Genomic DNA, 23,211 nt, shown 5'->3' on the forward strand with positions numbered 1-23,211 from the left:
GATGGCCCCTATGAGTGTCTCGTCGCGACAGGAGGCCCCACCGGCAACTCCAGAGCTGCGGCCAGTGGGGGGGCGCCCTAACCTTGGCACCTACCTGCGTCAACTGTGGGCCCGCCGCTACTTCATCTACGCCGACTCACGCGCCAAGGCGTTCTCCGGGAATCGGGACATGCTCCTTGGAAACGTGTGGCTGATCGGTGTTCCAGTGCTGCAGGGGCTTGTCTACTTCATCATCTTCGGCCTCGTCCTTCAGACGACGCGCGGGATCGAGAACTTCACTGGCTTCCTCATCATCGGAATCTTCCTCTTCCGCTTTACCACGGCATGTCTCAACCAAGCAGTAAGCGTCATGTCTGGCAGCCGGGGCCTCACCTCCGCCTTCTCTTTTCCACGCGCAGCTATCCCCATCTCTGTCGCCGTGCGCCAGACCCTGTCCATGGCGCCCGTTCTGGCCACGATGGTCATCCTACTGCTGGTGATCCCGCCGGGAACGCAGATCACGCTGACATGGCTACTCTTCCCCTTAGTCTTCGCCTTGCAGGTCGCCTTCAATGCAGGCCTGATTTGCTATATGGCCCGTCTTGGCGCCGCGGTGCCAGATTTCCGCCACGTGATGAGTTTCCTCGCGAGGTTTTGGTTTTACACCTCTGGGGTGTTCTTCTCGATTGAACGGTTTGTAAGCGACGGAATTTGGCTGGCCATCTTCCAGGGCAACCCCATGTACCTTGTGCTGGACATGTCGCGGGACCTGCTTCTGTACGACACCGTCCCTGAGCTGAACTCTTGGCTCATTCTCTCCGTGTGGGCCGTCCTCACTCCGCTCCTGGGGTTCTGGTACTTCTGGCAGGGCGAGGAGAGCTATGGCCAACTCTGACTCTCAGCACCCCACCGTGGTGGTGGACCGGGTCAGCCGGAGATTCGAGGTCGCGGTCGAGCTGCCCCGCACCCGTGACGGTACAAGTCACCTCCGTCGACTTGCCTCGACGCTGCGTCCCCGGCCCAAGGCGTCTGTCCACGCTCTACGCAAGGTTTCCTTCGTGGCGCACTCCGGCGAAGCCATCGGCATCGTTGGCACGAACGGTTCCGGCAAGAGCACGCTCCTCCGGCTCATCGCCGGGCTGGACGTGCCCGACCAGGGCGAGATCTCCGCCACGTCGCAACCCATGCTGCTGGGCGTGGGGGCTGCCCTGCAGCAGGAGCTCTCGGGGATCACCAACATCAGGCTCGGCCTGCTAGCGCTGGGGTTCACTCCGGAGAAGGTGCAGGGCACGATCCCGAGGGTGCTGGAGATCGCAGGCATCGGGGAGGCGATCTACCGGCCTATCCGCACATACTCCTCGGGTATGTCGTCCCGCCTCCGCTTCGCGATCGCGGCCGCCGCGGAGCCGGAGATCCTGCTCCTGGACGAGATCCTGTCCACCGGCGATGCCGCCTCTGTGCAGCGGGCTGAGCAGCGTATGGCGGAGATCCGGGAGCGTGCCGGAACCGTCTTCCTGGTCTCGCACGCGGCTAAAACCATCCAGGAGACCTGCACACGCGCCCTGTGGTTGCACAACGGCACCCTGATCCAGGACGGTCCCGCAGAGGAGACCGCCGAGGCCTACCGTTGGTGGGCGTGGAACGTCGCCCAGGGCGAGATCGAGACCGCGGATAACCTGTTGGAGAAGGCCCTCGAAGCAAGGCGCGGCGTCGCCGAGGCCGAGCAGGAGGTTGAAGAGCTGCACCCCGAGACCCAGGAGAGCCCCACACCATGAGTACAACCGCCCGCGTGATGACCGTGTACGGCACCCGGCCCGAGGCCATCAAGGTCGCTCCGATCATTCGGGCACTCGAGGACAGCCCCCTGCTGGAGTCGACCACCGTGGTCACCGGCCAGCACCGCGAGATGCTTGACCAGGTCAACGAGATCTTCGGCATCGTGCCTGACCACGACCTCGACGTCTTCGCGCACGGACAAGGCCTGAACACCCTCATGGCCAAGGTGTTCGAGCGCCTGGACCCGGTCCTGGAGCGCGAGCGACCCGATGCGCTCATCGTCCAGGGCGACACCTCGACCGTGGCTGGTGCCTCGATCGCCGCCTTCTACCGGCAGATCCCCGTGGTCCACGTCGAGGCCGGCCTGCGCAGCGGCAACATCCACTCCCCCTTCCCCGAGGAGGCCAACCGCAAGCTCACCTCTCAGGTCACGACCCTGCATCTGGCCCCGACCCCCACCTCCAAGCAGAACCTCCTGCGGGAGGCCATCGACGAGTCGACCGTGGTCGTCACCGGCAACACCGTGATCGACGCGCTTTTCCATACCGTCGAGCAGGGTCTGCCCATCACCGACCCGCGGCTGGCTGACCTGGTGGCGAGGGAGGCACCGCTCCTGCTGGTCACGAGCCACCGCCGAGAGAACTGGGGCGGGGCCATGGAAGGCGTCGGGCGCGCGCTGCGTCACTTGGCCGAGGCGTTCCCCGACGTCACGACCGTTCTGCCCGCCCACCGCAACCCCATCGTCCGCGAAGCCGTCCTGCCCCACCTGGAGGGGCTGGACAACGTCGTCGTGACTGAGCCGCTCGCCTATGGGGAGTTCACGCGCGTGATGGCGGCCTCCACCGTCGTCCTCACCGACTCCGGTGGCGTCCAGGAGGAGGCCCCCTCCCTGGGTAAGCCCGTGCTGGTGATGCGCGAGAACACTGAGCGCCCCGAGGCCGTGGACGCCGGCACCGTGCGCCTGATCGGGACGGACCAGCAGCGCATCATCGACGAGGTGACCAGTCTCTTCACCAACGAGGCGGCATATGCCGAGATGGCCAACGCGGTCAACCCGTACGGTGACGGGCGGGCGGCTGCCCGCAGCATCGCAGCCCTGGAGCACCTGCTCGTCGGCGGCGAACGCCTGCCCGACTTCGAAGGCTGACCTGGGTGATCCGCACCTTTATCTACGGCAGCTGCGTCTCTCGGGACACCTTCGAGCGGCTGCCCTCTGACCGGTTCGAGCTGGTCCAATACGTGGCCCGGCAGTCATTGATCAGCGCCATGGCGCCCCCCAGTGCCCACCCGGTCCCGCAGATCGACACGTCTTCCCCCTTCCAACGCAGGATGCTCGAAGGCGACTGGAACAGCTCACTGATGCCGCTCCTGCGCGAACAGGCCGACTCCATTGATCTCCTGCTGTGGGACCTCTGCGACGAACGCCTCGGCCTCCGCCAGCTTGACTTAGCCGCTCCCTCGCGGGGGTACGCCATGGCCACGCGATCGGTGGACGGCATCCGGGCGGGGGTGGACGCGCAGTTAGAGCACGCGCCGCTGATCAGCTTCGGGTCGCGCAAGCACCGGCTTCTGTTTCTACGTGCTCTGCGTACATTCGCCGACCAATTGCGGGGACTGGGTCTCCTGTCCAAGACCGTCCTCCTCGCCCCTGCGTGGGCGACCCACACCCGGGCCGGCACGCCGACACCTTCTTCTTTCGGACTCCGGCCAGATCGAGCCAACCGACTTTATGACGACTACCACGCCGCTGTGCGCCACACGCTAGACCCAACTGTCATCAGCCTCACCGTCGCCGAAGTCGCCGCCGATCCAGACCACCCCTGGGGTATAGCACCGTTCCACTACACGGAAGAGGTGTACGAGAACCTCACCGGGGCCATTGCCTCCCATGCGGAACCTCGGATCAGTGCTTCGCCGCGCCGTGTGGAGCCGGGCGGCGATGCCCAGGAGGACAGTCAAGCGACCAACCCCACTAACGTCGAGGCCCTAAGCACCCGTATTTTGGGCCAAGTCCCAGCTGGAACTCACTCACGGATCGTCTTTCACGACGGCACAAAACGTCTCAGAGTACCTGTCGCGCGAGACCCCATCTCGGAAGTCCTCAGGACAGAAGCCCCTTTGCTCAAGTACAAAATACAAACATTCGATGGCCATGGCTGGGTTGACTCAACGCCCTACGTCCGGGTACAACAACTCTTAAGGGCAGGGAGCCTACGAAAAATCCGCAGGCTTGAAGACTTCAAAAAAATGAACAACCAGGAGGTGGCGCGGCATATCTCGTCCTCTCAAGCGGATCACTTCCTAGTGCACAGCGCGCGCCGCTTGACCGTCGGCGGTCACGTCTCACGCCAGCGCCCCCAACTAGAGTCGTTGCACGCCTTTTTCACGGCACATAGAGCTGCTCTCACCACACCTGAGGCGCAGTACGTTGCCGGGCTAGTAAAGTATCTGCTCGCCTGTGCACCCCACTTGGATGCAGCCATCGCGAATGGGGAGCCCAGCGAGTGCTTGAGCGCTTTGACCAAGGCCCCGACACCCGACAGTGCTGCCGAGGACGTCGCCCACCAACTCCTGATCGCCAAGCTGTGGAGTCTCGCTGACAGGGAGACTGCCGCGCACCATTTCGCGGCTCTTCTGCCCTCTGGGCGCTCACTTATCACGAAATTCTACATCGACACCGGCGCAACAACCTACTATGACGCTGCTCAGCTCGAATCGAGTTCCACACCCTCTCATCAGTTCTCCAATCCAGCCCTCGAGGTTATTGCGGGACACGCTGATGCTCAAGAACCTCTGGCAATCGGCATGTCGCTAGATCCGGGATTTTTTCGCATATACGGACCGCAAATATTGTTCCAAGCCCATCAGATGCCGGAGCTGCGCTTCAATTTAATACTGTGCGCCTCCCCGATCGAGGCTCAAGAGGTCGTTGCCGATAGCGAGACCTTCAGAGACGGCATGGTAACAATGACGGGGTTGAAAGCAGTCTCCAACGTGACAATCTGGAATACACCCGTCCCCGATGTCCCGGGCGATCCTAAAGCATTCTTTGCCAGTGCCCGCTTCTTGGCTGCCCCCACGCTCCTTGAGCGCCACAAGCAAGTGTATCTGTTAGACGCCGACCTGTTCTTCACGCAAGATCCTGTCCCGTACATGACGAAGAATCGGCGCACCCCAGTTGCCTCGAGCTCCGCCTCCACGGGGGTCACGGCCTTATCTCCGTGGAGACGGTACACGGCAGGCAACGTCCTCCTGCAGCAATCTCCAGCCGCAGCACCCATTCTCACGGACATTCGCAACTACCTCGCGAGGGGCATGCAGGAGCCTGACAACTGGATGCTGGACCAGAATGCTTTAGCCTTTGCAGTCGAGCGTCATCAGCCCAGCTGGAGCGGCCTCAGCACGAGACCTGCCATGCAGGCGCCTATTCGATCCGTCTGGGAGCGCAACTATAGATCCGACCGATCGCACCGATTCACATGACGCGGGCGAGGACCCAAGCCGCGATGAGGCGCCAGGACCAGCGACCCCTTGCACCAAGAGACGCCACCCCTCAGGTTGATCACACATCAGCACTACCGATGTTGTTACCGTGATCCAATGGATGCCCACGCTTCTCCCCAAGGCCCTTCGCCGCTGGCTCTTCAGATAGCGGCGGATGCCCAGGCGGTCGACGCCGGGCGCGTGGCCTTCCATCGAGATGGCACGTTCCTATTCGCTCCCCCGGACGCGGCAGAAATACACCACGTTCTCTGTGCAGAGGAACCTCGAAAGTTTAAGTTGCAGCGCTTTGTGGACGGCAAGTGGAAAGACGCCTCCCATTATAAGGCGCTAAAAGCTCCGCAATCCATACTTCGGTCGCTTCAAAGGGGAAGGGTCGAGGACCTGCAGAAAGCGACGCCTGAGGAGCTCGCTCATGCGCTCGCTGCGAATCCTGCCGCCTTGGCGGCAGCTACCATGGGACTACACCGGCATATATTTGACGAGCTCAGCCGAGACCCAGGCAGCTCACACATCGGCAGGATCCACGACCTTTTTGAGTGGCACATCGATTTTATTGGGGAACCGCGTCTTGAGTACCTTAGGTCTGCGGTCGCGCTCCACGATGCCATGGTGAAGGGCGGGTTGGCATCCGTGCTGCGCGGGGCCTCTCCAGTCTCAATGATCAACAGTTTGACCGCATACATTGATCAGCACCCCACTCGCTTTGAGAGTGCCGCCGGCCAACTCGCCCTGCACAACACCCTCGGCAAGGTGCGCAGTTTGCTTGACCGGGACTCAGCCGCTGCACACTTTCAGCAAGTCCGAGACCTCGACTCCATCGGCCTCATGGAACATTTCTATCTAGAGACCGGCTGCAAGACCTACTTTTCTGCTGCTGAGTTCTCCCACACATCCACTACCCCAGTTGCTGACATTGCGGCAAGCATTGTGGACGTCGACGGAGCCTCGCCGTCGAACAAGTTCGGCGTCCTTGTTGCTTTAGACCCCGCATTCTACCGCATCTATTCCCCTACTCTGCGGTTTTATGCACAGCAGATGCCCGATATCGACTTTGTCTTGCTGGTCTGTGGAACAGAGGCGGAGGTGAGTGCCGTCGTCGCTGACGGCGATGAGTATTCGCGTTCCTTAAACAGACTCAACCGCAGTGGTATCCCGAGCAATTTGTCCCACTTCAGGATCCCCGTGCCGGCCGGGGTCCCCGAGGACCGGACCTTCTTCGCCTGCGCGCGGTTCTTCGCAGTGCAACTCATGCTAGACCGATATGAGAGCACCTACATCATGGATGCGGACCTTGTGACGGACATCGACCCAAGGCCATACTGGCGAAGGACGTCTGAGCATGCCTTCGCACTGCCCGCCATGCGCGGCTTCGCCGCGCTGCACCCTTGGCGTCGGTACATGGCGGGAAACATCGCGGTGAACAGGAAGGCCTTGAGCTCTAAGATTCTGTCCGACCTGCAGGCATATTTGACTTACGGGCTCAGCATGCCACACAGTTGGGCTCTGGACCAGAATGCTCTCACCTTCGCCGCGGAGAACCATCCCGGATTGTGCACGGATCTTTCGCCTCTGAAAAGACCCTTCTATCAGCCCAAGTTTCGACTCTCCTGGGAGCGTCGGCACCTAGAGCATTCGGGCGGCGTGCAACAGTCCTAGCAGACGGTCAGCTGCGCCCGAGGCCTGGCTCCCTAGGTGTCTCTGCGATCGGGCGCCCGGGGCGCTCGGCTATTCATCGCGATGCAACTGCGTCACCGCGATGTCTGGGTCACTGATCTGAACCAGCCATCGTTTCGATCCTCGCGCAGCCTCTACCTCAACCCTACCATCGCTCGTCACGTCCGAATGGACAATACTCAGGGGTCCGCTATAGGTGCCAGCGAAGAGCATCACCAGTCGAGGGCTTCGAGCAGTGACATTTGCAGTGATCATCGAGCCGGGTTCTTTATGGTTCCATTTCGTGGCGATCCATCCCTCATGGGAATCGGGGCTCGCCCGGTGAAGTGTCAACTTCGGCCGAGTGCGTCCCAACCAGTGCATATAGGCAGAGGCCCTTCGATCTCGCAGTACATAGCCTCGATCGTGGAGACGCACACGCAGCCCGACGTCCACCAACCAGCGGTGGCCGAGGTGGACCGCAGACTGAGAATCAGCATGGTCGTACACCACCCAGAAATCGGGGTCTACGAAGTAGGTTACTCTACGCGTGAGTTTCAAGCCATCGTAGCCCTTATCCCACAGAAGAAAATCATGTGCTTGCGCTGTTATGTGAGACCGCAGAAGTTCTACGTGGGAACGTGGGTCCACCTGCAAGCCTTCGACAAACGCGAGGTTGTGTGCGTCGCGACTCAGGGTAAAGCGCCGGAACGGGTCGCTACTCTGGTAGTTGAGAAATCCGCTGTCGACGAGCCAAGGGCGGCCTTGGGTATACAAGTGCACGGAACCGCGGTCTTGGTGGGAGTGTGACTGGTAATCCGGACCGAAGCGCACCAACATGTGCGAGTGATCAACGCCCCGCGGCCAATCCCAACCACTTCGCGAGGATATGTACCCTCTTCTGAAGACTTTGGCTATAGCGCTAGGACGCGATCCGCGTTGGCCCCGCGATCGCACCCACTCGGTAGGAGGTCCAAAGGCGCCAAGTGGGACATCGCGCTTAGTATCCCCGATCTGCGGCAGATGCCCATCGGGTTGGGCGAGCTGCGCGAGTGTCTCTGCTGCCCTTCTCAGGCGTACCTGGGCATCCTCCGGGACAGTCAGTCCTTCGGCGCTGACTCGTTTCCAAACTGTGGTCCACCAGGTCAGGTTTAGTTGATGATAACCAAGAGACCCCTCGTCATTTGTCCCCTCCGTGTCGAAAACCGACTCGAAGAGCTTGGCCAAGCGGTCGCGCGCGACTGTGGCAGCGTGGTCGTCTCGTAGAGCGGCAGATACGACGAGGAGCCCCGTCAACTGGTGCATCGCGTGGTTCTTCTTGACGATGTTCTTCTCGTCCAGAAGGTAGTCGCGGTGTGCCTGTAGCGCCGGGACGAACCAAGTTTCGTCGTCGGGGACGATGCCGACGCCTAGGGCGAGGACGATGGCGCGAGTGCCGTCAGCCATGTCCTTCCATGCCCAGGGACTGGTGGCGGATTCAGGCGGTAGATTGCTGGAGGACCAGGACCGCACTGCGTTAACCCAAAAGTTCCGAGCAGCCTGGTCCCCTTGTTGTGCGAGATACCGTGGCGCATCAAGCCAACGGAGGGTGTGGTGCTGGAACTGCCAATTGCGGTCCTTGAAGGGATCCGCGGTCCAGTCGAAGAGATCGTCGGTTTGCCACTCAGGGTGAGGTGGCATGCGCAGTCTGCCCTGTGTCAACCGTAAAAACTCTTCCTCGGCGTTCTTGGGCCGCCGCTGCTGAGCCGTCACGGCCTGTCTCTCGGCTACACCATGATCGAGCTCACTCGGCAGCATGGGGCAACTCCGTGGGACGTGTACCACCCAGTTCGCCATAGAGTGTCGAGACGCGTTGGGACAGGTGGTCCCAATCCCTTTCGCCGCGGACCCAATCCATCGCCGATGAGCCTAGGCGTCGCCGTCTGTCCGGGTCATCTGCCAGTTGCCTGATTGCGGCTGTCAGTGAGTCGGCGTCTCCCTTCGCATGCAGCAGACCGTTGTGGCCGTCCATCACGATCTCGGCGAGTGCCGCCACGTCTGACGCGATGACCGCCTTGGCCATCGCCATGGCCTCGAAGGGCTTGAGCGGGGACACCATCTCGCACACGGGCAGCGGGAGGCGAGGAAAGGGGCAGATGTCGATGACCGAGTAGTAGTCCTCGACCTCGTGGTGCGGCACTCGCCCTGTGAAGATCACCGTGTCCCCGAGGTGCTCTTCCTCGACCCGCTCGCGGAACTCCGGCAGTTCTGCACCGTCTCCGACCAGCAGGAAGGCGACATCGTCCCGCTCCGCCCGCAGGGTGGCGGCTGCGTCAATCAGCAGACCAAGGCCTTCGTAGTCGAGGATCGAGCCGACGTAACCCACCACGGTCTTGCCCGCGACGCCCAGCCGGGCCGCGAGTTCTTCGTTGCGGGGGCGCGGTCCGAAACGTGCCGTCTCGACGCCGTTGGGCACGATGGTGATCTTGTCCTCGTCCACCCCACGGCGGACCAGCTCCTCCTTCAGCGCCCCGGTGATCGCGATGACTCGGGTGGCGTACTTGGCGGCGTCGGCCTCCATCCGTGCCATGTACCGGTACATGCCGCCACCCATCCACTCTGGGTCTCGGGAGCCTCGGGTGACCTCCCACAGGCCGCGCACCTCATACACGCTCGGGATGCCGAGCTGGCGCGCCGCTTGCACGACGGCGAGTCCGTTCCAGTGGTTCGAGGCGGCGTGCAGGACGAACGGCCGCTGTTCCTCGGCCAGCGCGCGCAGCGCCGCGGAGTAGCGCTCCACGTAGGGCTGGATGGGGTTCTTCTTCTCGATCCCGGGGGTGGTGCTGAGCCGGTGGTACGGGACCCCGTCGACCTCGATCTGGGGCTCGATCTGCCCCAGGGACTGGTGCCCGGGCATGTCGTAGGGGTAGCCCAGCCGCGTCACCCCGTGGATGTCCCACCCCTCCGCGCGTATGCCGCGCAGCAGGCCGTGGGTCCGGGTGGCGTAACCGGCTGAGTGGTGGGGCAGTGAATTGTGCAGGCAGTACAAGGCGCGATGCGGGACCGCTTCGTAAGCGGCCTCCTTGCGCGCCTTGCGGAAGGGGAAGCCCTTCGTCGCGAGCTGGTAGTGCGACAGCGGCCGCTCGGTGGACAGCTCCGCAAGCTTGGCCCGTGACCAGGCGTCCGCCGGACGCGCCTTGCGGTAGCGCTTGAGAAGTTTGATCGCGGGCTTGTCCCGGCCGCGACGGAGCTCTCGACGGATGGCGATGCGCAGGGCCCGGACGGGCAACTCCTCAGGGTCCATGTCGGCCATGAGGTCGTAGGTCTCGGCGTACGCGCCCCGGCCCAGGGCAAGCGAGAGCCTTGCCTGGGCCACCGTCTCGCTCGGTACACCCGCGGTCAGGCTCTCCCACTGGGCGGGGTCCGCAAGAGCCATCCGGCTGGCCAGGCGCGCCACGGCGTCGTCGCTGGCCTGCAGCGCCTGCACTCCCCGACGCAGCGCGTTGACCCGTTTCATGGCCGGAAGAAGGAACGCCAGTGCGTCGGCGTCCACACCGGGCCGGGCCGGCAGTCTCTCTGCCAGGTGGGTCAATGCCGCCGTCACCGATCCCTTGGCCGCGGGATGCTTGTCCTCGGCCTCGAGGAAGAACTCGAGTGCGTCCAGGTTCGTCGGGTCGAGGTCCACGGCGTCGTGCAACGCTTCGCGGGCGGCCCACCCCTGGCCCAGCTGCATCGCGCGCGTCCCGTAGGCGAAGCAGAGCCAGGAGTCCGGCCCGTGCTCCAACCGGGCACGGCGGAGCACCTCCAGCGACTCCTGCTTGCGGCCTTCTTCCCACAGCGCGGTTGCATGCGCGCGGGCGGCGGCGCGGAGCTCGGCTGCCGTCGGCGTCGTGCTTCTCGCGTCAGGTGCTCCGCTCGCGTCCTGATCCCCGAGCTGCTTTTGGTCGGGCGAGGACTGCCCGAGCCTCTGACGGCGGCGGCTTCCCCAGGTGCTCCGTGGGCTTGTCATCGTGTCAGCGCCAGACGCCACGGGTGTCGACCACCGGCGCGGAGAGCTCGCTGGCGCCCTGGAAGTCTTTGAACTCTCGGTGGTCGACGAGCATGGCGACGACGTCGGCACGGTCCAGCGCCTCCGTCAGGCCGACGAGCTGAACGTTCTCGAAGTCTGCCAACCGCGCGGGCAGCTCCTCCACGTTCGGCTCCACCGCGAGGACTGTCGCGCCCGGCAGGCGCTGCGCAAGGTCGCGGGTGATCTCCAGCGCCGGCGACTCCCGCATGTCGTCGATGTCGGGCTTGAAGGCCAATCCCAGCGCCGCGATGACGGGCGCATCCTTGCCGTCGAGGTGACCGATGACCTGGCTGATGACGTACTCAGGCTTGGAGTCGTTCACCTCGCGAGCGGTGCGAATCAGTTGAGCTTCCTCGGGCACAGCGGACACGATGAACCACGGGTCGACGGCGATGCAGTGACCCCCGACGCCAGGGCCCGGCTGCAAGATGTTGACCCGAGGGTGCTTGTTGGCCAGCTCGATGAGTTCGAAGACGTCGATCCCGAGCCGCTCGGCGATGATGGACAACTCGTTGGCGAAGGCGATGTTCACGTCGCGGAACGAGTTTTCTGTGAGCTTTGCCATCTCGGCGGTCACCGCGTCAGTGAGATGGATCTCGGCCCGGCAGAACGACGCGTAGAGCTCCTTGGCACGGGTGGCGGCCCGTGGCGTCAGTCCCCCCACGATCCGGTCGTTGGCCACCAGCTCGACCATCACCCGCCCCGGCAGGACGCGCTCAGGGCAGTGGGCCACGTCCACGTTGGTGTCGGATTCGGCGTCGTTGGTCGTCAGCTCGGGCCGGGCGGCGGTGATCCGGTCGGCCAGGTGCTGCGTCGCGCCGGGCGGGGAGGTGGACTCCAGGATGATGAGCTCGCCGCCCTGCAGATGCGGAATGATGCCGTCGGTCGCCGCCTCGATGTAGGACAGGTCAGCCTGGTTCCCGTCCTTGAACGGCGTCGGCACCGCAATGATGTAAATGTCAGCGTCGGGTGTGTCGGCCTGAGCCCTGAGATGTCCTTGGCTCACGGCGCCCGCGACATGGGTGCCCAGGTCAGGCTCGACGAAGGGCACTTCACCCCTGTTGACGGCGTCCACGTGCTTGGGGTTGACGTCCACCCCGATCACCTCGTGCCCGTGGCTGGCGAGGATCGCTGCCGTCGGCAGTCCGATATACCCCAGGCCGATCACTGCAACGCGCTCAGACATGACACCTTCTTGTATTGCGATAGGGACGCCGTCGACTATAACGGGCCTATGTCGCCTCCTCCATTCTCCTGTGATGGACGGTCACACGAAGACGTGCCTCGCACCCGCCCCGTAGGCGACGACATCCCCGTTGGCCAGCAGCTCGACATCTGTGGCCTCCCAGGTGTGCCCCTCGTCGTTGCGGACCTGGATAAAGTTGTACCGGTCGGACGAGTAGACCCGGCCGCCGGCGAGGAGCACGCGCCGCAGGAAGTGTGTGTCCTCCCCGCGGGTGCGGGCGGCGAACGGCATACGGACCGCGAGCTCGCGACGCATCATCAGGGTCGGACCCATGACCATGTCGGTGAACCGGTGCTCCCTCTCCGGGAAACGCACCATCAGCACGCCCGGCCCGTTCAGGAGCAGGTGATGTGCCTGTTTGCCGACGACGTCTGCCCCGCTGTAGTCCAGGGCACGGAGCTGGTCGGCAAGGTAATACGGGCCGTAGAGGTCGTCGTCGTCGAACTTGGCGACCACGTCGCCACTGGCACGTGCGATCCCAGCGTTGAGGCACTCCCCCAGGGTCAGCGCCGCGTCGACCTCGTGCGTCACGACGTCGGTCAGGCCCAGCTCGCGAGCGCGCCCTTTCACCCAGTGCGGCAGGGTGAAGCCGTGACTGACGAGCACCAGCTGAGGGGTCACATCCTGCTGCGCCGCCACCTGCTGCAGCACGTGGTCCACCTGGTGCGGCCGGTTGGTGGAGACCACCACGCTCACGGTCGGGTCGGAGGTCCGGTGCTTGCCGAGGTCTACGAGGTCCAGCACCTCGTCGACGCGATGACGGTAGGTGTGCTCCGATAGCACTCTCCGGGCCGCCTTGTGCGCCATCCTCTGGCGCCACTGGTCGTTGCGGACCAGCGCGCGCAATGCCCACTGCGCCTCCTGCGGCTCAAGGACCGTCACCATCTCGTCCCGGCCGAAGAAGGCGTCGATGGCGGGGGTCGGCGTGGACACGACGGGGGTGGCGCAGGCGCTTATCTCGAAGATGCGCCGCGGGCACATGGTGGTCGACTCGGGCACCGAGCTGACGTTGAGAAAAACCTTGAAATCGCGGTATGCGGTCAGCATCTGCCGGTAGCTCAGCTCACCGACGACGCGGTCCGCGAACCGCTTCGGGAACTGGTACCGCTCATCGGTGTCGAGGAACCGGGAGAAAATCTCCAGGCCACGTTCCATCCGGTGGGAGACGTCCATCGCCGCTCCCAGCAGCAGGTCCATCTGCGCCCGCCGGGCCGGGAACCTGTGCTGGTAATACATCCCGCCGAAGGCGATGTCCCGGTTCGCCCCGGCGCGCAGGCGGACGGGGTTGTGGATCCACGACGCCGCGGCGAAGGGCATGACGAAGACCCGGTCGTGCCCCAGTCGCGCGACATACTCCGGGACCTTCTCCCCCTCGGTCGTGAGCACGTAGTCGAAGAGTGCGGCGGTGCTGAGGAAGTCCTCGAAGTGGACTGGGTCCTCCTTGTTCCAGAAGACGGTCGGTATGCCGTGCTCACGACAGTGGGCGACCAGCTCTCGCAGCTCCGGCCACGGGGCTTTGGACCCGGTGAGGGCGTACTTCCACGAACCACCGTTGCCGTTCCACGCAGACTCGACGAAGAGCAGCTCGACCGGCTTGTCCGCGATCTGTTCACGCCAGGTCTCCCGCCCCAGGGGCACCTGGTCCCACTCGTAGCGCAGAGCCAGCTCGGTGAACTCGTCAGCGATGATCCCGACCTTGAGGCCTCGCCGCGGAGGCCGCTCCGGGAGCGTCCACTCGGGGATGTCCGGAGCCTCGGTCAGCTGACCTCGGGCCTGCCCAGGACGAGTGGCGACCGCACCCCCCTGCCCCAGAGCAGGGATGCGGCGACGGGCTCGGTAACGCCGCCATTGCTGGACCCCTCCCCTGCGCAGGTGCCAGAGCTCGGTCCGCAGGCCGTTGAGGGACATGCTTCGACCTTAACCGGGGCCGCGGGTCCGTCACGCGGTGGTCGAGCTGAGCGGGTTTCAGCCTCGCAGCGGGTTCATCGCGACGGCCGACCTCTCCAGGGACTCGAACAGCGCGCCGATCTCCCTGGCGTGGCGCTCGGTCGGCTGCAGCTGCCCGTCCTGCACGTCGGTGACGGTGCTGAAGGTGACCTGCGCCTTGATGTCAAACATGTTGGCGGTGGCCACGATCAGCCGCCAGTGCTCGATGACCCGCAGCCCGAGGGCCGAGCCGTAGGCGACGAAGGCGATGGGCTTGCTCCACCACTCGGGGAAGATCCAGTCGAAGGCGTTCTTCAGGCTGCCCGGCACGCCGTGGTTGTACTCCGGGGTGACGAAGACGAACGCGTCGCAGGCGTCCATCGTCTGGCTCCAGCGGGTGACCCGCTCGTCGTCGTACTTTTTGCCCGCCGCCGCGGCCACCTTCGGAGAGGTGTAGTTCGGCAGGTCGAAGTCCTTGAGGTCGACCAGCTCGTAGCTGGTCTCTCTCCCCTGGGCCTGCTCGTGGACCCACTGGGCGACCTGGGCCCCGAGGCGTCCTTCGCGGACCGATCCGATGACGATGCCGATCTTCATACCTCTGGGTCCTCTTCTGCTCGTGCGGTACGGGGGTGCTCAGGTGCTCACGCCGAGGCGTGGCGGGCGGACAGGATGTGGGCGCGCATGACCGCCTCGGCCCAGTCGCCGTCGCCGTGGCGGGCGGCGTCGATGAGCTCGGCGTGGTGGCGCATGCTGCGCACCAGGCCGTGGCGGCTGTAGGTCTGGAAGGTGCGGGCGACGTAGACCGGCCGGGTGACCGCCTGGATCGCCATCGCCAGGTGCCGGTTGCTCGCCTCCCGGATGAAGACGGCGTGGAAGGCGTTGTTGAGCCGCGTCATCTCCTGGGCGTCCGTCTGCGGCTCGGCGACCAGCGCCTCCATCTGCTCGGCGAGGTCGGCCAGCTCCTCCAGGTGCTCGGGCTGCATCCGCGGCACGGCCAGCTTGGTCGCCAGCGGCTCGAACTGCGCCCGCAGGTCGTAGAGGGAGTCGACCTCCTCCGGGCTGATGGAGACGACCTGGGCGCCCCGGTGCGGCTTGAGCTCGACGGCTCCCTCGGCGGCCAGCCGGTTCAGCGCCTGCCGCACCGGCGTGCGGCTGACCCCGATCTGCTCGGCGAGCGTCGTCTCGCGCAGCCAGGAGCCCTCGGCCACCTCACCGGTGACGATCATCGACAGCACGGCGCGGTAGGCGCGCTCCGCCGCGTCGTGCACCTCGGCATACTCCGGGATCTCCTGCGCGGTCATCTCAGCTCCTCGTCCTTGTCGTGCTCATCTCGGGCCCGCGCCTCAGCGCAGGTCGTGGGTGTCCAGCCAGTCGACCACCTTGTCGGCGAACCGCTCCAGCAGCTCCGGCTGGCCCTTGAAGTAGTGGTTGGCACCGCCGATCTCGAACAGCTCCTTGGCCTCGTGCTGCACGCCGGCATAGAGCGCCTTGCCGTGGGCAGGGAACGCGGCGTTGTCCGCGGTGCCGTAGGCCACCAGCACCGGCACGCTGACCCGGCCCAGGTGGTGCGGCCCGTCGGCGTTGCTGTCGTCGATGCTCCATTGGCTCAGCCAGGAGCGCAAGCTGGTGTTGTGGCCGAGGGAGGCCGGCAGGAAGTTGGCCACCCACGGGTCGCCCCAGAGCGTGCCCGGCTCGCGGTCGGAGGGCTCGATGGTCTCGTCGAGGAAGCGCAGGTCGGCGCAGGTCCCGTGCACGGTGAACGGCAGGTCCTGCACGCCGTCCCCCTGCGCCTCCAGCTCCGCGAGCTGGCCGCGCACCCACGCGGTGATCCGGCGGTTGCGCTCGACCTGGGCGGCCCGGTAGCGCTCGATGAACTCCGGCGAGTAGGGACGGGTGTGGCGCGGATCGAAGGCGTCCAGCTCGGGGTCGCGCTCGAACGGCCGCTCCTCGTCCGTGATCGCCGGGTCGAGCCACTCGGTGTAGACGGAGGCCCGTCCCGGGTGGGCCATGGCGCAGATGACGCCGTCAGCCCTCGGCAGGTCGGCCTGGGTCAGGTCGGGGGCGTCACCGGCCGGTGTCGCGGTGATCGACGGCTGCTCCGCCTGGCTCTGGTAGAGCGAGACGAGGCCGCCACCGCCGGAGTTGCCCATGAGCACGACCTTGTCGAAGCCGTTCTCCTTCAGGTAGCGCACACCCGCGCCGACGTCGAGCACGCAGTTCTCGGTGATGAGGGCGCTGTCGTTGCCCAGGTAGCGGGTGTTCATCCCCACCGCGGTGATCCCGCGCCGGGCCAGCGGCTCCAGCGCGTAGTGGCCGAGAAAGTTGGAGGTCGGGTGCACGATGAGCACCGCGGTGCGGCTGTTCCCCCTCTGGGCGCGGTGGCAGCTGGCCCACAGCTTGCCGGCCAGCCGCGCCACGCCCGAGTAGACGTCGAGCCGCCCACCGGTGGGCATCGGGATGGCCAGCAGTTCCTGCGATGTCATGGAGCTTCCTTCGTGGGTGTCGTGCGGGTATGCGGGGTATGAGGCGGGTGTCAGATCTCGCGTCCGACGCGGTGCCCGTCGGTCAGGGCGGCGAGCGCGTCGCGGGGTGCGGCGGCGTCGCCCACGGTGAGGATGCGCAGGTCCGGGCCGGCCCGGGCGCGCAGCTCGGCGACGAGGCCGGGGCCACCTGGGTCGGTACCGCCGGGACCGGTGCCGACCACGACCACCTCAGGCTCCTGTGCCAGCACGGTCCGCGCGTCGGCGCGGGAGGAGGTGTGCACCTGCACGCAATACCGCGCCAGCATCCGCTCCCGCCAGGTGACCACGTGCGCCCATTCCCGGTGCCCGTCCTGGGTGGAGAAGGTGCGCACCTGCCCGCCGAGGTGCGCCTGCGTCTCGTGCAGGCTGACCTGGTGTCCCCGGGCGGCCGCGACCCAGGCGGCCTCCAGGCCGGCGGGACCGCCGCCGACCACGACGACGCGGCGGGCGTGCGCGGCACGCGGCGGCGGGAACTCCGGCCAGTCGAGCTCGCGGCCGACGGCCGGGTTCTGCACGCAGCTGATGTCCAGACCGGTGAGGAGCCGGCCGTAGCAGCCCTGGTTGCACAGGATGCACTGCCGGATGTCCTCGGTGCGCCCCTCCTCGACCTTGCGGACCAGGTGCGGGTCGCTGATGTGGGCCCGCGTCATCCCGACCAGGTCGGCGGTGCCGGCCGCCAGCACGGACTCCGCCTCCTCCGGCGTGACGATCGAGCCGACGGCGACCACGGGCAGGTCGACCACCTCGCGGATCGCCCGGGTGAGGTGCACGAACGGCAGCCGGCCGTGGCTGGCATCCGGGATGAAGGTGCCGGGGTCGGCATAGCTGCCCTGGCTCACCGACAGGTAGTCGACGAGGCCGAGCTGCTCGACCCGTCGGGAGACCTCCCGCATCGCCTCGACGTCGAGGCCGCCGGGGGCGAACTCGTCGGCGCTGATCCGCACCCCCACGACCGTGGGGCGGGGCAGGGCCGAGCGCACGGTCTGCAGCACCTCCACGAGGAAGCGCATCCGTCCCTCGACGTCGCCGCCGTAGGCGTCGGTGCGGTGGTTGCTCCACGGGGAGAGGAACTGCTGGATGAGGTAGCCGTGCCCGGCGTGGACCTCGACGCCCTGGAAGCCGGCGGCCAGCGCCCGGGTCGCCGCCGCGGCGAAGGCGTCGACCAGCTCCTCGATCTCCTCCACGGTCAGCTCGTGCGGCACCTCCCCGCCCTTGGGCGAGGCGATCGGCGAGGGCGCCACGAGCGGGCGCCGGGTCACCCGCGGGTTGTGCTCCCGCCCGCCGTGATTGAGCTGGGCCACGATCGCGGCGCCATGTCCACGGACGGCCGAGGTCACCGCGCGCAGCGGCGCGACCGCGGCGTCGTCCCACAGCTGCAGGAAGAAGGTGTTGGGCCCGGCAGTGGGGTGCACCGCCAGGGACTCCGAGACGATCAGCCCGGCCCCGCCCCGGGCGCGCTCGGCGAGGTATGCCGCGGTGCGCGGCGTCGCCAGGTGCTCGTGGCTGCCGAAGTTGGTCACGTGCGCGGTCACCACGACCCGGTTGCGCAGCCGCAGCTCGCCCAGCGACAGCGGCGCGAGCAGGTGCGGGTAGTCGGTCATCAGCCGATGAAGGAGGCTTCGAGCCGGCCGCTGTCGTCGACGAGCGAGCGCGGGTTGGGCTCGTCGATGTGGATGCGGCCCAGGCGCAGCACGTAGGCGTGGGTGGCGATGTCGAGGATGCGCACGCTCTGCTCGACGACGAGGAGGGTGACCCCGGACTCCCGGTTGATCGTGGCCAGGGAGTCGACGACGTCGTCGACGACCACGGGCGCCAGCCCCAGGAAGGGCTCGTCGAGCATGAGGCACGACGGTCCGCTCATCAGCGCCCGGCCGATCGCGAGCATCTGCCGCTCGCCGCCGCTGAGCGTGGCCGCGGACTGGTTGACCCGGTCGCGCAGCTTGGGGAAGAGCTCGTAGACCGACTCCAGCCGTTCCTCGCGCACCGCCGGGTCCTTGACGGTGAAGGCGCCCAGCAGCAGGTTGTCCCGCACGGTGAAGTCGCGGAAGACGCCACCGGCCTCGGGCACGGCGGCCATGCCGTGGGCGACGTTGTCGGCGACCGCGCCGCGGGCGGTGTCCCGCCCGTCGTAGGTGATGGAGCCGGACGTCGGCTTGATCGCGCCCATGATCGTCTTGAGCGTGGTGGACTTGCCGGCCCCGTTGGTGCCGAGCATGACGGTGATCGAGCCGGGCTCGACGGCCATCGAGATGCCGAAGAGCACCTCGCGCCGTCCGTAGCCGGCGTGCACGTCGGTGAGCTCAAGACGCATCGGTCGCTCCGTTCGCCGGGGTGGTGCTCAGGATGGGGCTGTCGTCGTCGGCCGCCTCTTGCGCCGCCTCTTCCGCGCTGTGGCTGCGGGAGAAGTAGACGTCGATGACGCTCTGGTCGGCCTGGATCTGCGCGGGCGTGCCGGTGGCGATGACCTGGCCGTGGTGCAGCACGGTGACCCGGTCGGCGTAGTTCATGATCAGGTCCATGTTGTGGTCGACCAGCAGCACGGTCCGGCCGTCCGCGACGGACTGGCGCAGGACCGAGCCGATCTGGTGCAGGTTGACGTCGGGCAGACCCGCGCCGGGCTCGTCGAGCATCAGCATGTCGGCGCCGGTGGCCAGCAGCCGGGCAACGACGAGCAGCTTCTGCTCGCCGTAGGACAGGTCGGAGGCCAGGGTGTCGGCCCGGTCCAGCAGCCCGACGTAGTGCAGCAGGTCGACGGTCCTCTGCACGTTCTCCCGGTGGGTGCGGTTGGCGACCCAGGGGGTAAACAAGAGCCGGGACAGCTTCTCCGCGGGCTGGTCGGGGAAGCCGAGCAGGACGTTCTCGGCGACGGTGAGCCGCTGCATGACCTCCAGGTCCTGGAAGGTCCGGGCGAGCCCGATCCCCACCCCCTGGTGCGGCCGCATACCGGTGATGTCCCGTCCGCGGAAGGTGACGCGGCCCTCGTCGAGCCGGGTGAAGCCGGAGACGGCGCCCAGCAGGGTGCTCTTGCCGGCACCGTTGGGGCCGATGAGGGCGGTGATCTCGCCCTCGCGCGCCTCGATGGACACGTCCTTGAGCGCGCGCAGGCCGCCGAAGCTGACCGAGGCGTGCTCGACCTGGAGCATGGGGCGGTCGGTCATCGGGTCTCTCCCGTCGAGGTGGTCGAGCCGGTGGTGGCGCTCGAGGAGGACGCTGCGCCGGCCGAGGCGGCGGCGGGCGCGGTGACGGTGCCGCGGCGCAGCATGCGCTGGACCCGCAGCACCGGGCGCTCGGCGATGAGCCCCTTGGGGCGGAACCAGACGAACCCCATGAGGATCACGCCGTAGACCACGCGCTCCATCGGGCCGAGCAGGTTGCTCGGGATGAACTCGCTGGTCGCGATCAGCTCGGGGATGGAGAGCAGGATGACCGCGCCGACGGCGGCGCCCCACATGTTGCCCAGGCCGCCGACCAGCAGGTAGGCGACGATGATGATCGACAGCATGATCGTGAAGCTGTCGGGGTGGATGAAGGTGACCAGCGAGGCCTGCAGCGTGCCGGCGATGCCCGCGAACGCGCAGGCGATGACCATGACGAGGATCTTCACGTGGGCGGTGTTGCGGCCCAGGGCCTGCATGCTCGGGACGCTCTCGCGCACGCCGCGCAGCACCAGCCCGTAGGTGGAGCCGCCCATCCGCATCATGATGACCGCGCAGATGAGCATGACGACCACGGCGAAGACGGAGAACTGCTGGATCGTGCGCAGCGGCTCGCCGAACAGCTCGGGCTTGGGCACGCCGGAGAGGCCGTAGGTGCCGCGCGTCACGTCGGTCCACCGGCTGATCGCCTCGACGATGACCATCTGCAGCGCGAAGGAGGCCAGGATGAACTCGTCGCCGCTGATCCGGGCCGTGGCCAGGGCGAACAGCCCGCCGATGAGCGCGGCCGCTGCCGCGGCGAGGAACATCGCCCAGACCATGTTGATCTCGGCGTTGATCGCGAACCAGGCGGCGGTGTAGGCACCGATGCCCATGAAACCGCCGTGGGCCATGCTGACCTGCCCGGTGTAGCCCATGAGCAGGTTGAGCGACATCGCCAGGATGATCCCGATGGAGAAGAAGCTGACCAGGGTGAGCAGGTAGTTCATGCCGAGACCTCCGTGCGGTCGACGGGCTTGGCGGGCTTGTCGGGCTTGGCTGGCCTGGCTGGCCTGGCTGGCCGGCGTCGGCGCAGGCTCGACAGGTCCAGGCTGCGGACCACGAGGTAGGCGAGCATGGCGAAGAAGGCGAAGAGTGTCTGCAGCTCGGTCGGGAACGGCCAGGCCACCAGGCCCATGAACAGGCCGAGGACCACGCTCCACAGGGCGACGTGGCTGAGCTTGCCGCCGCCCAGCAGGGTGGCGATGAAGGCGAAGAGCATGACGTCGAAGCCGGAGCCGGGCCGCACGCCCTCCCGGGTGACGGCGATCAGGCCGGCGGTGGCGCCGATGGCCGAGCCCAGCGCGTAGGCGAAGACCTTGATGCGGCCGGTGCGGATGCCGACGAGGTCGCTCATCGTGGAGTCGCGCATGACGGCGCGGATGGCCAGGCCGATCTGCCTGCGCTCGAGCATGTACCAGAGTCCGGCGAAGACGACGAGGAAGATCGCGACCGTGACCAGGTCGATCATCCGCAGCTGGGTGCCGAGCACCGAGACGGTCTGCGTCAGCGGGCCGGCGGGCAGCACCTTGTCGGTCGGGCCGAAGATGATGTGCAGGACGTTCTCCAGGATGATCGCCATCCCGAAGGAGAACAGCAGGACCGCCAGGTGGTCGGCGAGCCTGCGGTAGAGCCAGCGCTGGATGGCCGCGCCCACCGCGGCGCCGAACGCCAGCGCGATGGGGGCAGCCACGAGGGCGGGCAGGCCCTGGTCCACGACCAGCGAGTAGTAGAGGTAGCCGCAGGCCGCGAGCAGCGCCCCGTACGCGAAGTGCAGCTCCTTGGTCGTGTAGAAGATCAGCGCGAAGCCGAGCGCGGCCACGCCGATCCGGGCCCCGTCCAGCAGGCCGGTCAGCAGCAGGTCTGTGAGCACCTGTCCCCTCGTCCCTTCAGTCGTGTCGAACGTTCCCCGGCCAGAACCGCGCGGTCCGGGGTGGCCCGGAACGGGCCCGGGGTGGCCCGGTGGTGGCGGGACACCACCACCGGGCCGGCAGGGGCCCGCTTACTCCCAGGTGCCGATCTCGCCGTCGACGATCTCGAACTCGTTGAGCGGGAAGTCGGACTGGCGCTCCGGGGTCATGTTGGTCGTGCCCAGGACGCCCTCGTGGCCCTCGACGTTGGCCACGTAGTCGATGAGGGCCTGCCGGTCGTTGCCGACCTCGCGCAGCCCCTCGGCGATGATCATCGTGCCGTCGTAGGAGACGGCGGCGGTGACGTTGGGCCAGGTGCCGTAGGCCTCCTCGTAGCGCTCGGCGAAGTCGAGCGCCTTCTCGCTGTCGTTGACGAAGGAGACCGCGATGCCCTTCATGCCGTCCATCGCGTCGCCGGCGATCTCGAAGTTGTCCGGCGAGAGGGCGTAGGTGAAGCCGTAGCGGGGCAGGTCGATGCCGAGCTCCTCGGCCTGCGCCACGCTGTGCCCGACCTCACCGACGTTGGAGATGAAGACGACCGCCTCGGCGTCGCTGGCCTTGATCTTCGTCAGCTGGGTGCGCATGTCGGTGCCGCCGAGCTCGTGGATCTCGCGGGCCGAGATCGTGCCCCCGGCTTCCTCGAAGGCCGTGTGGAACGCCTCGGAGGTGTCCTTGCCGTAGTCGTTGTCGACCGAGAGCGTGGCCACCTTGGTGATGCCCTCGTCCTCGACCAGCCGGTCCGCCAGCCGGTCGGCCTCGGCCGCGGAGGTCGGGATGAAGTTGTAGACCTGCGGCAGGTCCGGGGAGATGAGGGCCGGGGACTGCGCGCCGATGTTGGCGAGCATGACCTCGTCCTGCTCGGCCAGGGGCGCCAGCGCCAGCACGACCGAGCTGCCCGCCGTCATCACCGTCACGGGGTTGCGGCCGGCGGTGCGCTGGTAGGCCGTGATGGAGGCCTCGGGCTGCAGCTCGTTGTCCTCGAAGAGGACCTCCAGCTCCGAGCCGTTGATGCCGCCGGACTCGGCGATGTCCTGCAGGGCGAGCTCGACGCCGCCGCGGGAGGCCTCGCCGAAGGCCGCAGAGGCGCCGCTCAGCGGGTTGATCCAGACGACGACGTACTCCTCGGAGTCGCCGCCACCACCGCCCGTGTTCCCCGCCGTGTCGTCGTCCGCGCTGTCACCGCAGGCCGCCAGCATCAGACTTCCTGCGGCCGCGAGCGCGACCAGGATTCGACCTCGCATCACCTATCTCCTTTGACTGTCGGTGGGTGCCCACGCACAAGCGACCGGGCCGCGGCGCGGGCGGTCGTCGGCCTACCTCGTTCTGTCACAGGGCGGCAAGCCTCGTTGTATACAACTCCACGACGGGCGTCTCGTCAAGGGGCAATTCGGAACATTGTCAATCCGGCACTCCCCGACTACCTTGCATACGACTATCTGCTGAGCGGGAGTGA

18 protein-coding genes are annotated in these 23,211 nt (G+C 66.6%); 5 read left to right on the forward strand and 13 right to left on the reverse strand.

Annotated features, from left to right (window positions below; genetic code table 11):
• Positions 1-10: 10 nt before the first annotated feature.
• The 5 genes from ESZ52_RS17200 (at position 11) to ESZ52_RS17220 (ending at position 6,915) form a co-directional block, all read left to right on the forward strand.
• Positions 11-874: an ABC transporter permease gene (locus ESZ52_RS17200; protein ID WP_181009832.1), complete on the forward strand. Its 864-nt coding sequence runs from the start codon at positions 11-13 to the stop codon at positions 872-874.
• Complete coding sequence (locus ESZ52_RS17205; protein ID WP_131105999.1) at positions 861-1,754, forward strand: ABC transporter ATP-binding protein; 894 nt, start codon at positions 861-863, stop codon at positions 1,752-1,754. The genes ESZ52_RS17200 and ESZ52_RS17205 overlap by 14 nt, the downstream gene beginning before the upstream one ends.
• The gene (gene wecB, locus ESZ52_RS17210) at positions 1,751-2,902 is read left to right on the forward strand and encodes a non-hydrolyzing UDP-N-acetylglucosamine 2-epimerase (protein WP_238154360.1); all 1,152 of its coding nucleotides are present in this window, start codon (positions 1,751-1,753) and stop codon (positions 2,900-2,902) included. The genes ESZ52_RS17205 and wecB overlap by 4 nt, the downstream gene beginning before the upstream one ends.
• 5 nt (positions 2,903-2,907) lie before the next feature.
• The gene (locus ESZ52_RS17215) at positions 2,908-5,238 is read left to right on the forward strand and encodes a DUF6270 domain-containing protein (protein ID WP_131106000.1); all 2,331 of its coding nucleotides are present in this window, start codon (positions 2,908-2,910) and stop codon (positions 5,236-5,238) included.
• Positions 5,239-5,355: 117 nt separating this feature from the next.
• The gene (locus ESZ52_RS17220; protein ID WP_131106001.1) at positions 5,356-6,915 is read left to right on the forward strand and encodes a hypothetical protein; all 1,560 of its coding nucleotides are present in this window, start codon (positions 5,356-5,358) and stop codon (positions 6,913-6,915) included.
• Between the two features lie 69 nt (positions 6,916-6,984).
• Here the strand turns inward: ESZ52_RS17220 and ESZ52_RS17225 are convergent, their stop codons facing one another.
• The 13 genes from ESZ52_RS17225 to ESZ52_RS17285 form a co-directional block, all read right to left on the reverse strand.
• Positions 6,985-8,709, reverse strand: coding sequence for a heparinase II/III domain-containing protein (locus tag ESZ52_RS17225; protein WP_181009833.1), 1,725 nt, complete (start codon positions 8,707-8,709; stop codon positions 6,985-6,987).
• The gene (locus ESZ52_RS17230) at positions 8,696-10,693 is read right to left on the reverse strand and encodes a glycosyltransferase family 4 protein (RefSeq protein ID WP_181009834.1); all 1,998 of its coding nucleotides are present in this window, start codon (positions 10,691-10,693) and stop codon (positions 8,696-8,698) included. The genes ESZ52_RS17225 and ESZ52_RS17230 overlap by 14 nt, the downstream gene beginning before the upstream one ends.
• A gap of 211 nt (positions 10,694-10,904) precedes the next feature.
• Entirely contained in the window at positions 10,905-12,146 is a 1,242-nt protein-coding gene (wecC, locus tag ESZ52_RS17235; RefSeq protein ID WP_131106004.1) for a UDP-N-acetyl-D-mannosamine dehydrogenase, read from the reverse strand.
• Positions 12,147-12,227: 81 nt separating this feature from the next.
• A complete protein-coding gene (locus ESZ52_RS17240) occupies positions 12,228-14,114 on the reverse strand; it encodes a glycosyltransferase family protein (protein WP_131106005.1) in 1,887 nt (628 codons plus the stop codon).
• A 57-nt stretch (positions 14,115-14,171) separates the two neighbouring features.
• Positions 14,172-14,726 (reverse strand): NADPH-dependent FMN reductase, encoded by a 555-nt coding sequence (locus ESZ52_RS17245; RefSeq protein WP_131106006.1) that lies wholly within the window; start codon positions 14,724-14,726, stop codon positions 14,172-14,174.
• Between the two features lie 47 nt (positions 14,727-14,773).
• Positions 14,774-15,433 (reverse strand): GntR family transcriptional regulator, encoded by a 660-nt coding sequence (locus ESZ52_RS17250; protein ID WP_131106007.1) that lies wholly within the window; start codon positions 15,431-15,433, stop codon positions 14,774-14,776.
• Positions 15,434-15,475: 42 nt separating this feature from the next.
• Complete coding sequence (locus ESZ52_RS17255) at positions 15,476-16,615, reverse strand: alpha/beta hydrolase (protein ID WP_131106008.1); 1,140 nt, start codon at positions 16,613-16,615, stop codon at positions 15,476-15,478.
• 50 nt (positions 16,616-16,665) lie between these two features.
• Positions 16,666-18,255 (reverse strand): oxidoreductase, encoded by a 1,590-nt coding sequence (locus ESZ52_RS17260; protein WP_131106009.1) that lies wholly within the window; start codon positions 18,253-18,255, stop codon positions 16,666-16,668.
• A complete protein-coding gene (locus ESZ52_RS17265) occupies positions 18,255-18,965 on the reverse strand; it encodes an ABC transporter ATP-binding protein (protein ID WP_131106010.1) in 711 nt (236 codons plus the stop codon). Before ESZ52_RS17265 ends, ESZ52_RS17260 begins: the two co-directional genes overlap by 1 nt.
• Positions 18,955-19,812 carry an ABC transporter ATP-binding protein gene (locus tag ESZ52_RS17270; protein WP_131106011.1) on the reverse strand — a complete coding sequence of 286 codons (858 nt, stop codon included), beginning with the start codon at positions 19,810-19,812 and terminating at the stop codon, positions 18,955-18,957. Before ESZ52_RS17270 ends, ESZ52_RS17265 begins: the two co-directional genes overlap by 11 nt.
• A complete protein-coding gene (locus ESZ52_RS17275) occupies positions 19,809-20,798 on the reverse strand; it encodes a branched-chain amino acid ABC transporter permease (RefSeq protein WP_131106012.1) in 990 nt (329 codons plus the stop codon). The genes ESZ52_RS17270 and ESZ52_RS17275 overlap by 4 nt, the downstream gene beginning before the upstream one ends.
• Positions 20,795-21,721, reverse strand: coding sequence for a branched-chain amino acid ABC transporter permease (locus ESZ52_RS17280; RefSeq protein WP_131106013.1), 927 nt, complete (start codon positions 21,719-21,721; stop codon positions 20,795-20,797). The genes ESZ52_RS17275 and ESZ52_RS17280 overlap by 4 nt, the downstream gene beginning before the upstream one ends.
• Before the next feature lie 129 nt (positions 21,722-21,850).
• Positions 21,851-22,999 carry an ABC transporter substrate-binding protein gene (locus ESZ52_RS17285; protein WP_131106014.1) on the reverse strand — a complete coding sequence of 383 codons (1,149 nt, stop codon included), beginning with the start codon at positions 22,997-22,999 and terminating at the stop codon, positions 21,851-21,853.
• Positions 23,000-23,211 lie beyond the last annotated feature (212 nt).

The sequence above is a fragment of the Ornithinimicrobium sufpigmenti genome, assembly GCF_004322775.1.
In the GTDB taxonomy this organism is placed as follows: Bacteria; Actinomycetota; Actinomycetes; order Actinomycetales; family Dermatophilaceae; genus Ornithinicoccus; species Ornithinicoccus sufpigmenti.

Coding starts and splice junctions, on each gene's coding strand:
- ESZ52_RS17240 (WP_131106005.1), bottom strand. CDS start 14,114: ATGTCCCTCAACGGCCTGCGGACCGAGCTCTGGCACCTGCGCAGGGGA.
- wecC (WP_131106004.1), bottom strand. CDS start 12,146: ATGTCTGAGCGCGTTGCAGTGATCGGCCTGGGGTATATCGGACTGCCG.
- ESZ52_RS17275 (WP_131106012.1), bottom strand. CDS start 20,798: ATGAACTACCTGCTCACCCTGGTCAGCTTCTTCTCCATCGGGATCATC.
- ESZ52_RS17205 (WP_131105999.1), top strand. CDS start 861: ATGGCCAACTCTGACTCTCAGCACCCCACCGTGGTGGTGGACCGGGTC.
- ESZ52_RS17260 (WP_131106009.1), bottom strand. CDS start 18,255: ATGACCGACTACCCGCACCTGCTCGCGCCGCTGTCGCTGGGCGAGCTG.
- ESZ52_RS17200 (WP_181009832.1), top strand. CDS start 11: ATGAGTGTCTCGTCGCGACAGGAGGCCCCACCGGCAACTCCAGAGCTG.
- wecB (WP_238154360.1), top strand. CDS start 1,751: ATGAGTACAACCGCCCGCGTGATGACCGTGTACGGCACCCGGCCCGAG.
- ESZ52_RS17220 (WP_131106001.1), top strand. CDS start 5,356: ATGGATGCCCACGCTTCTCCCCAAGGCCCTTCGCCGCTGGCTCTTCAG.
- ESZ52_RS17255 (WP_131106008.1), bottom strand. CDS start 16,615: ATGACATCGCAGGAACTGCTGGCCATCCCGATGCCCACCGGTGGGCGG.
- ESZ52_RS17265 (WP_131106010.1), bottom strand. CDS start 18,965: ATGCGTCTTGAGCTCACCGACGTGCACGCCGGCTACGGACGGCGCGAG.
- ESZ52_RS17285 (WP_131106014.1), bottom strand. CDS start 22,999: ATGCGAGGTCGAATCCTGGTCGCGCTCGCGGCCGCAGGAAGTCTGATG.
- ESZ52_RS17225 (WP_181009833.1), bottom strand. CDS start 8,709: ATGCTGCCGAGTGAGCTCGATCATGGTGTAGCCGAGAGACAGGCCGTG.
- ESZ52_RS17250 (WP_131106007.1), bottom strand. CDS start 15,433: ATGACCGCGCAGGAGATCCCGGAGTATGCCGAGGTGCACGACGCGGCG.
- ESZ52_RS17245 (WP_131106006.1), bottom strand. CDS start 14,726: ATGAAGATCGGCATCGTCATCGGATCGGTCCGCGAAGGACGCCTCGGG.
- ESZ52_RS17270 (WP_131106011.1), bottom strand. CDS start 19,812: ATGACCGACCGCCCCATGCTCCAGGTCGAGCACGCCTCGGTCAGCTTC.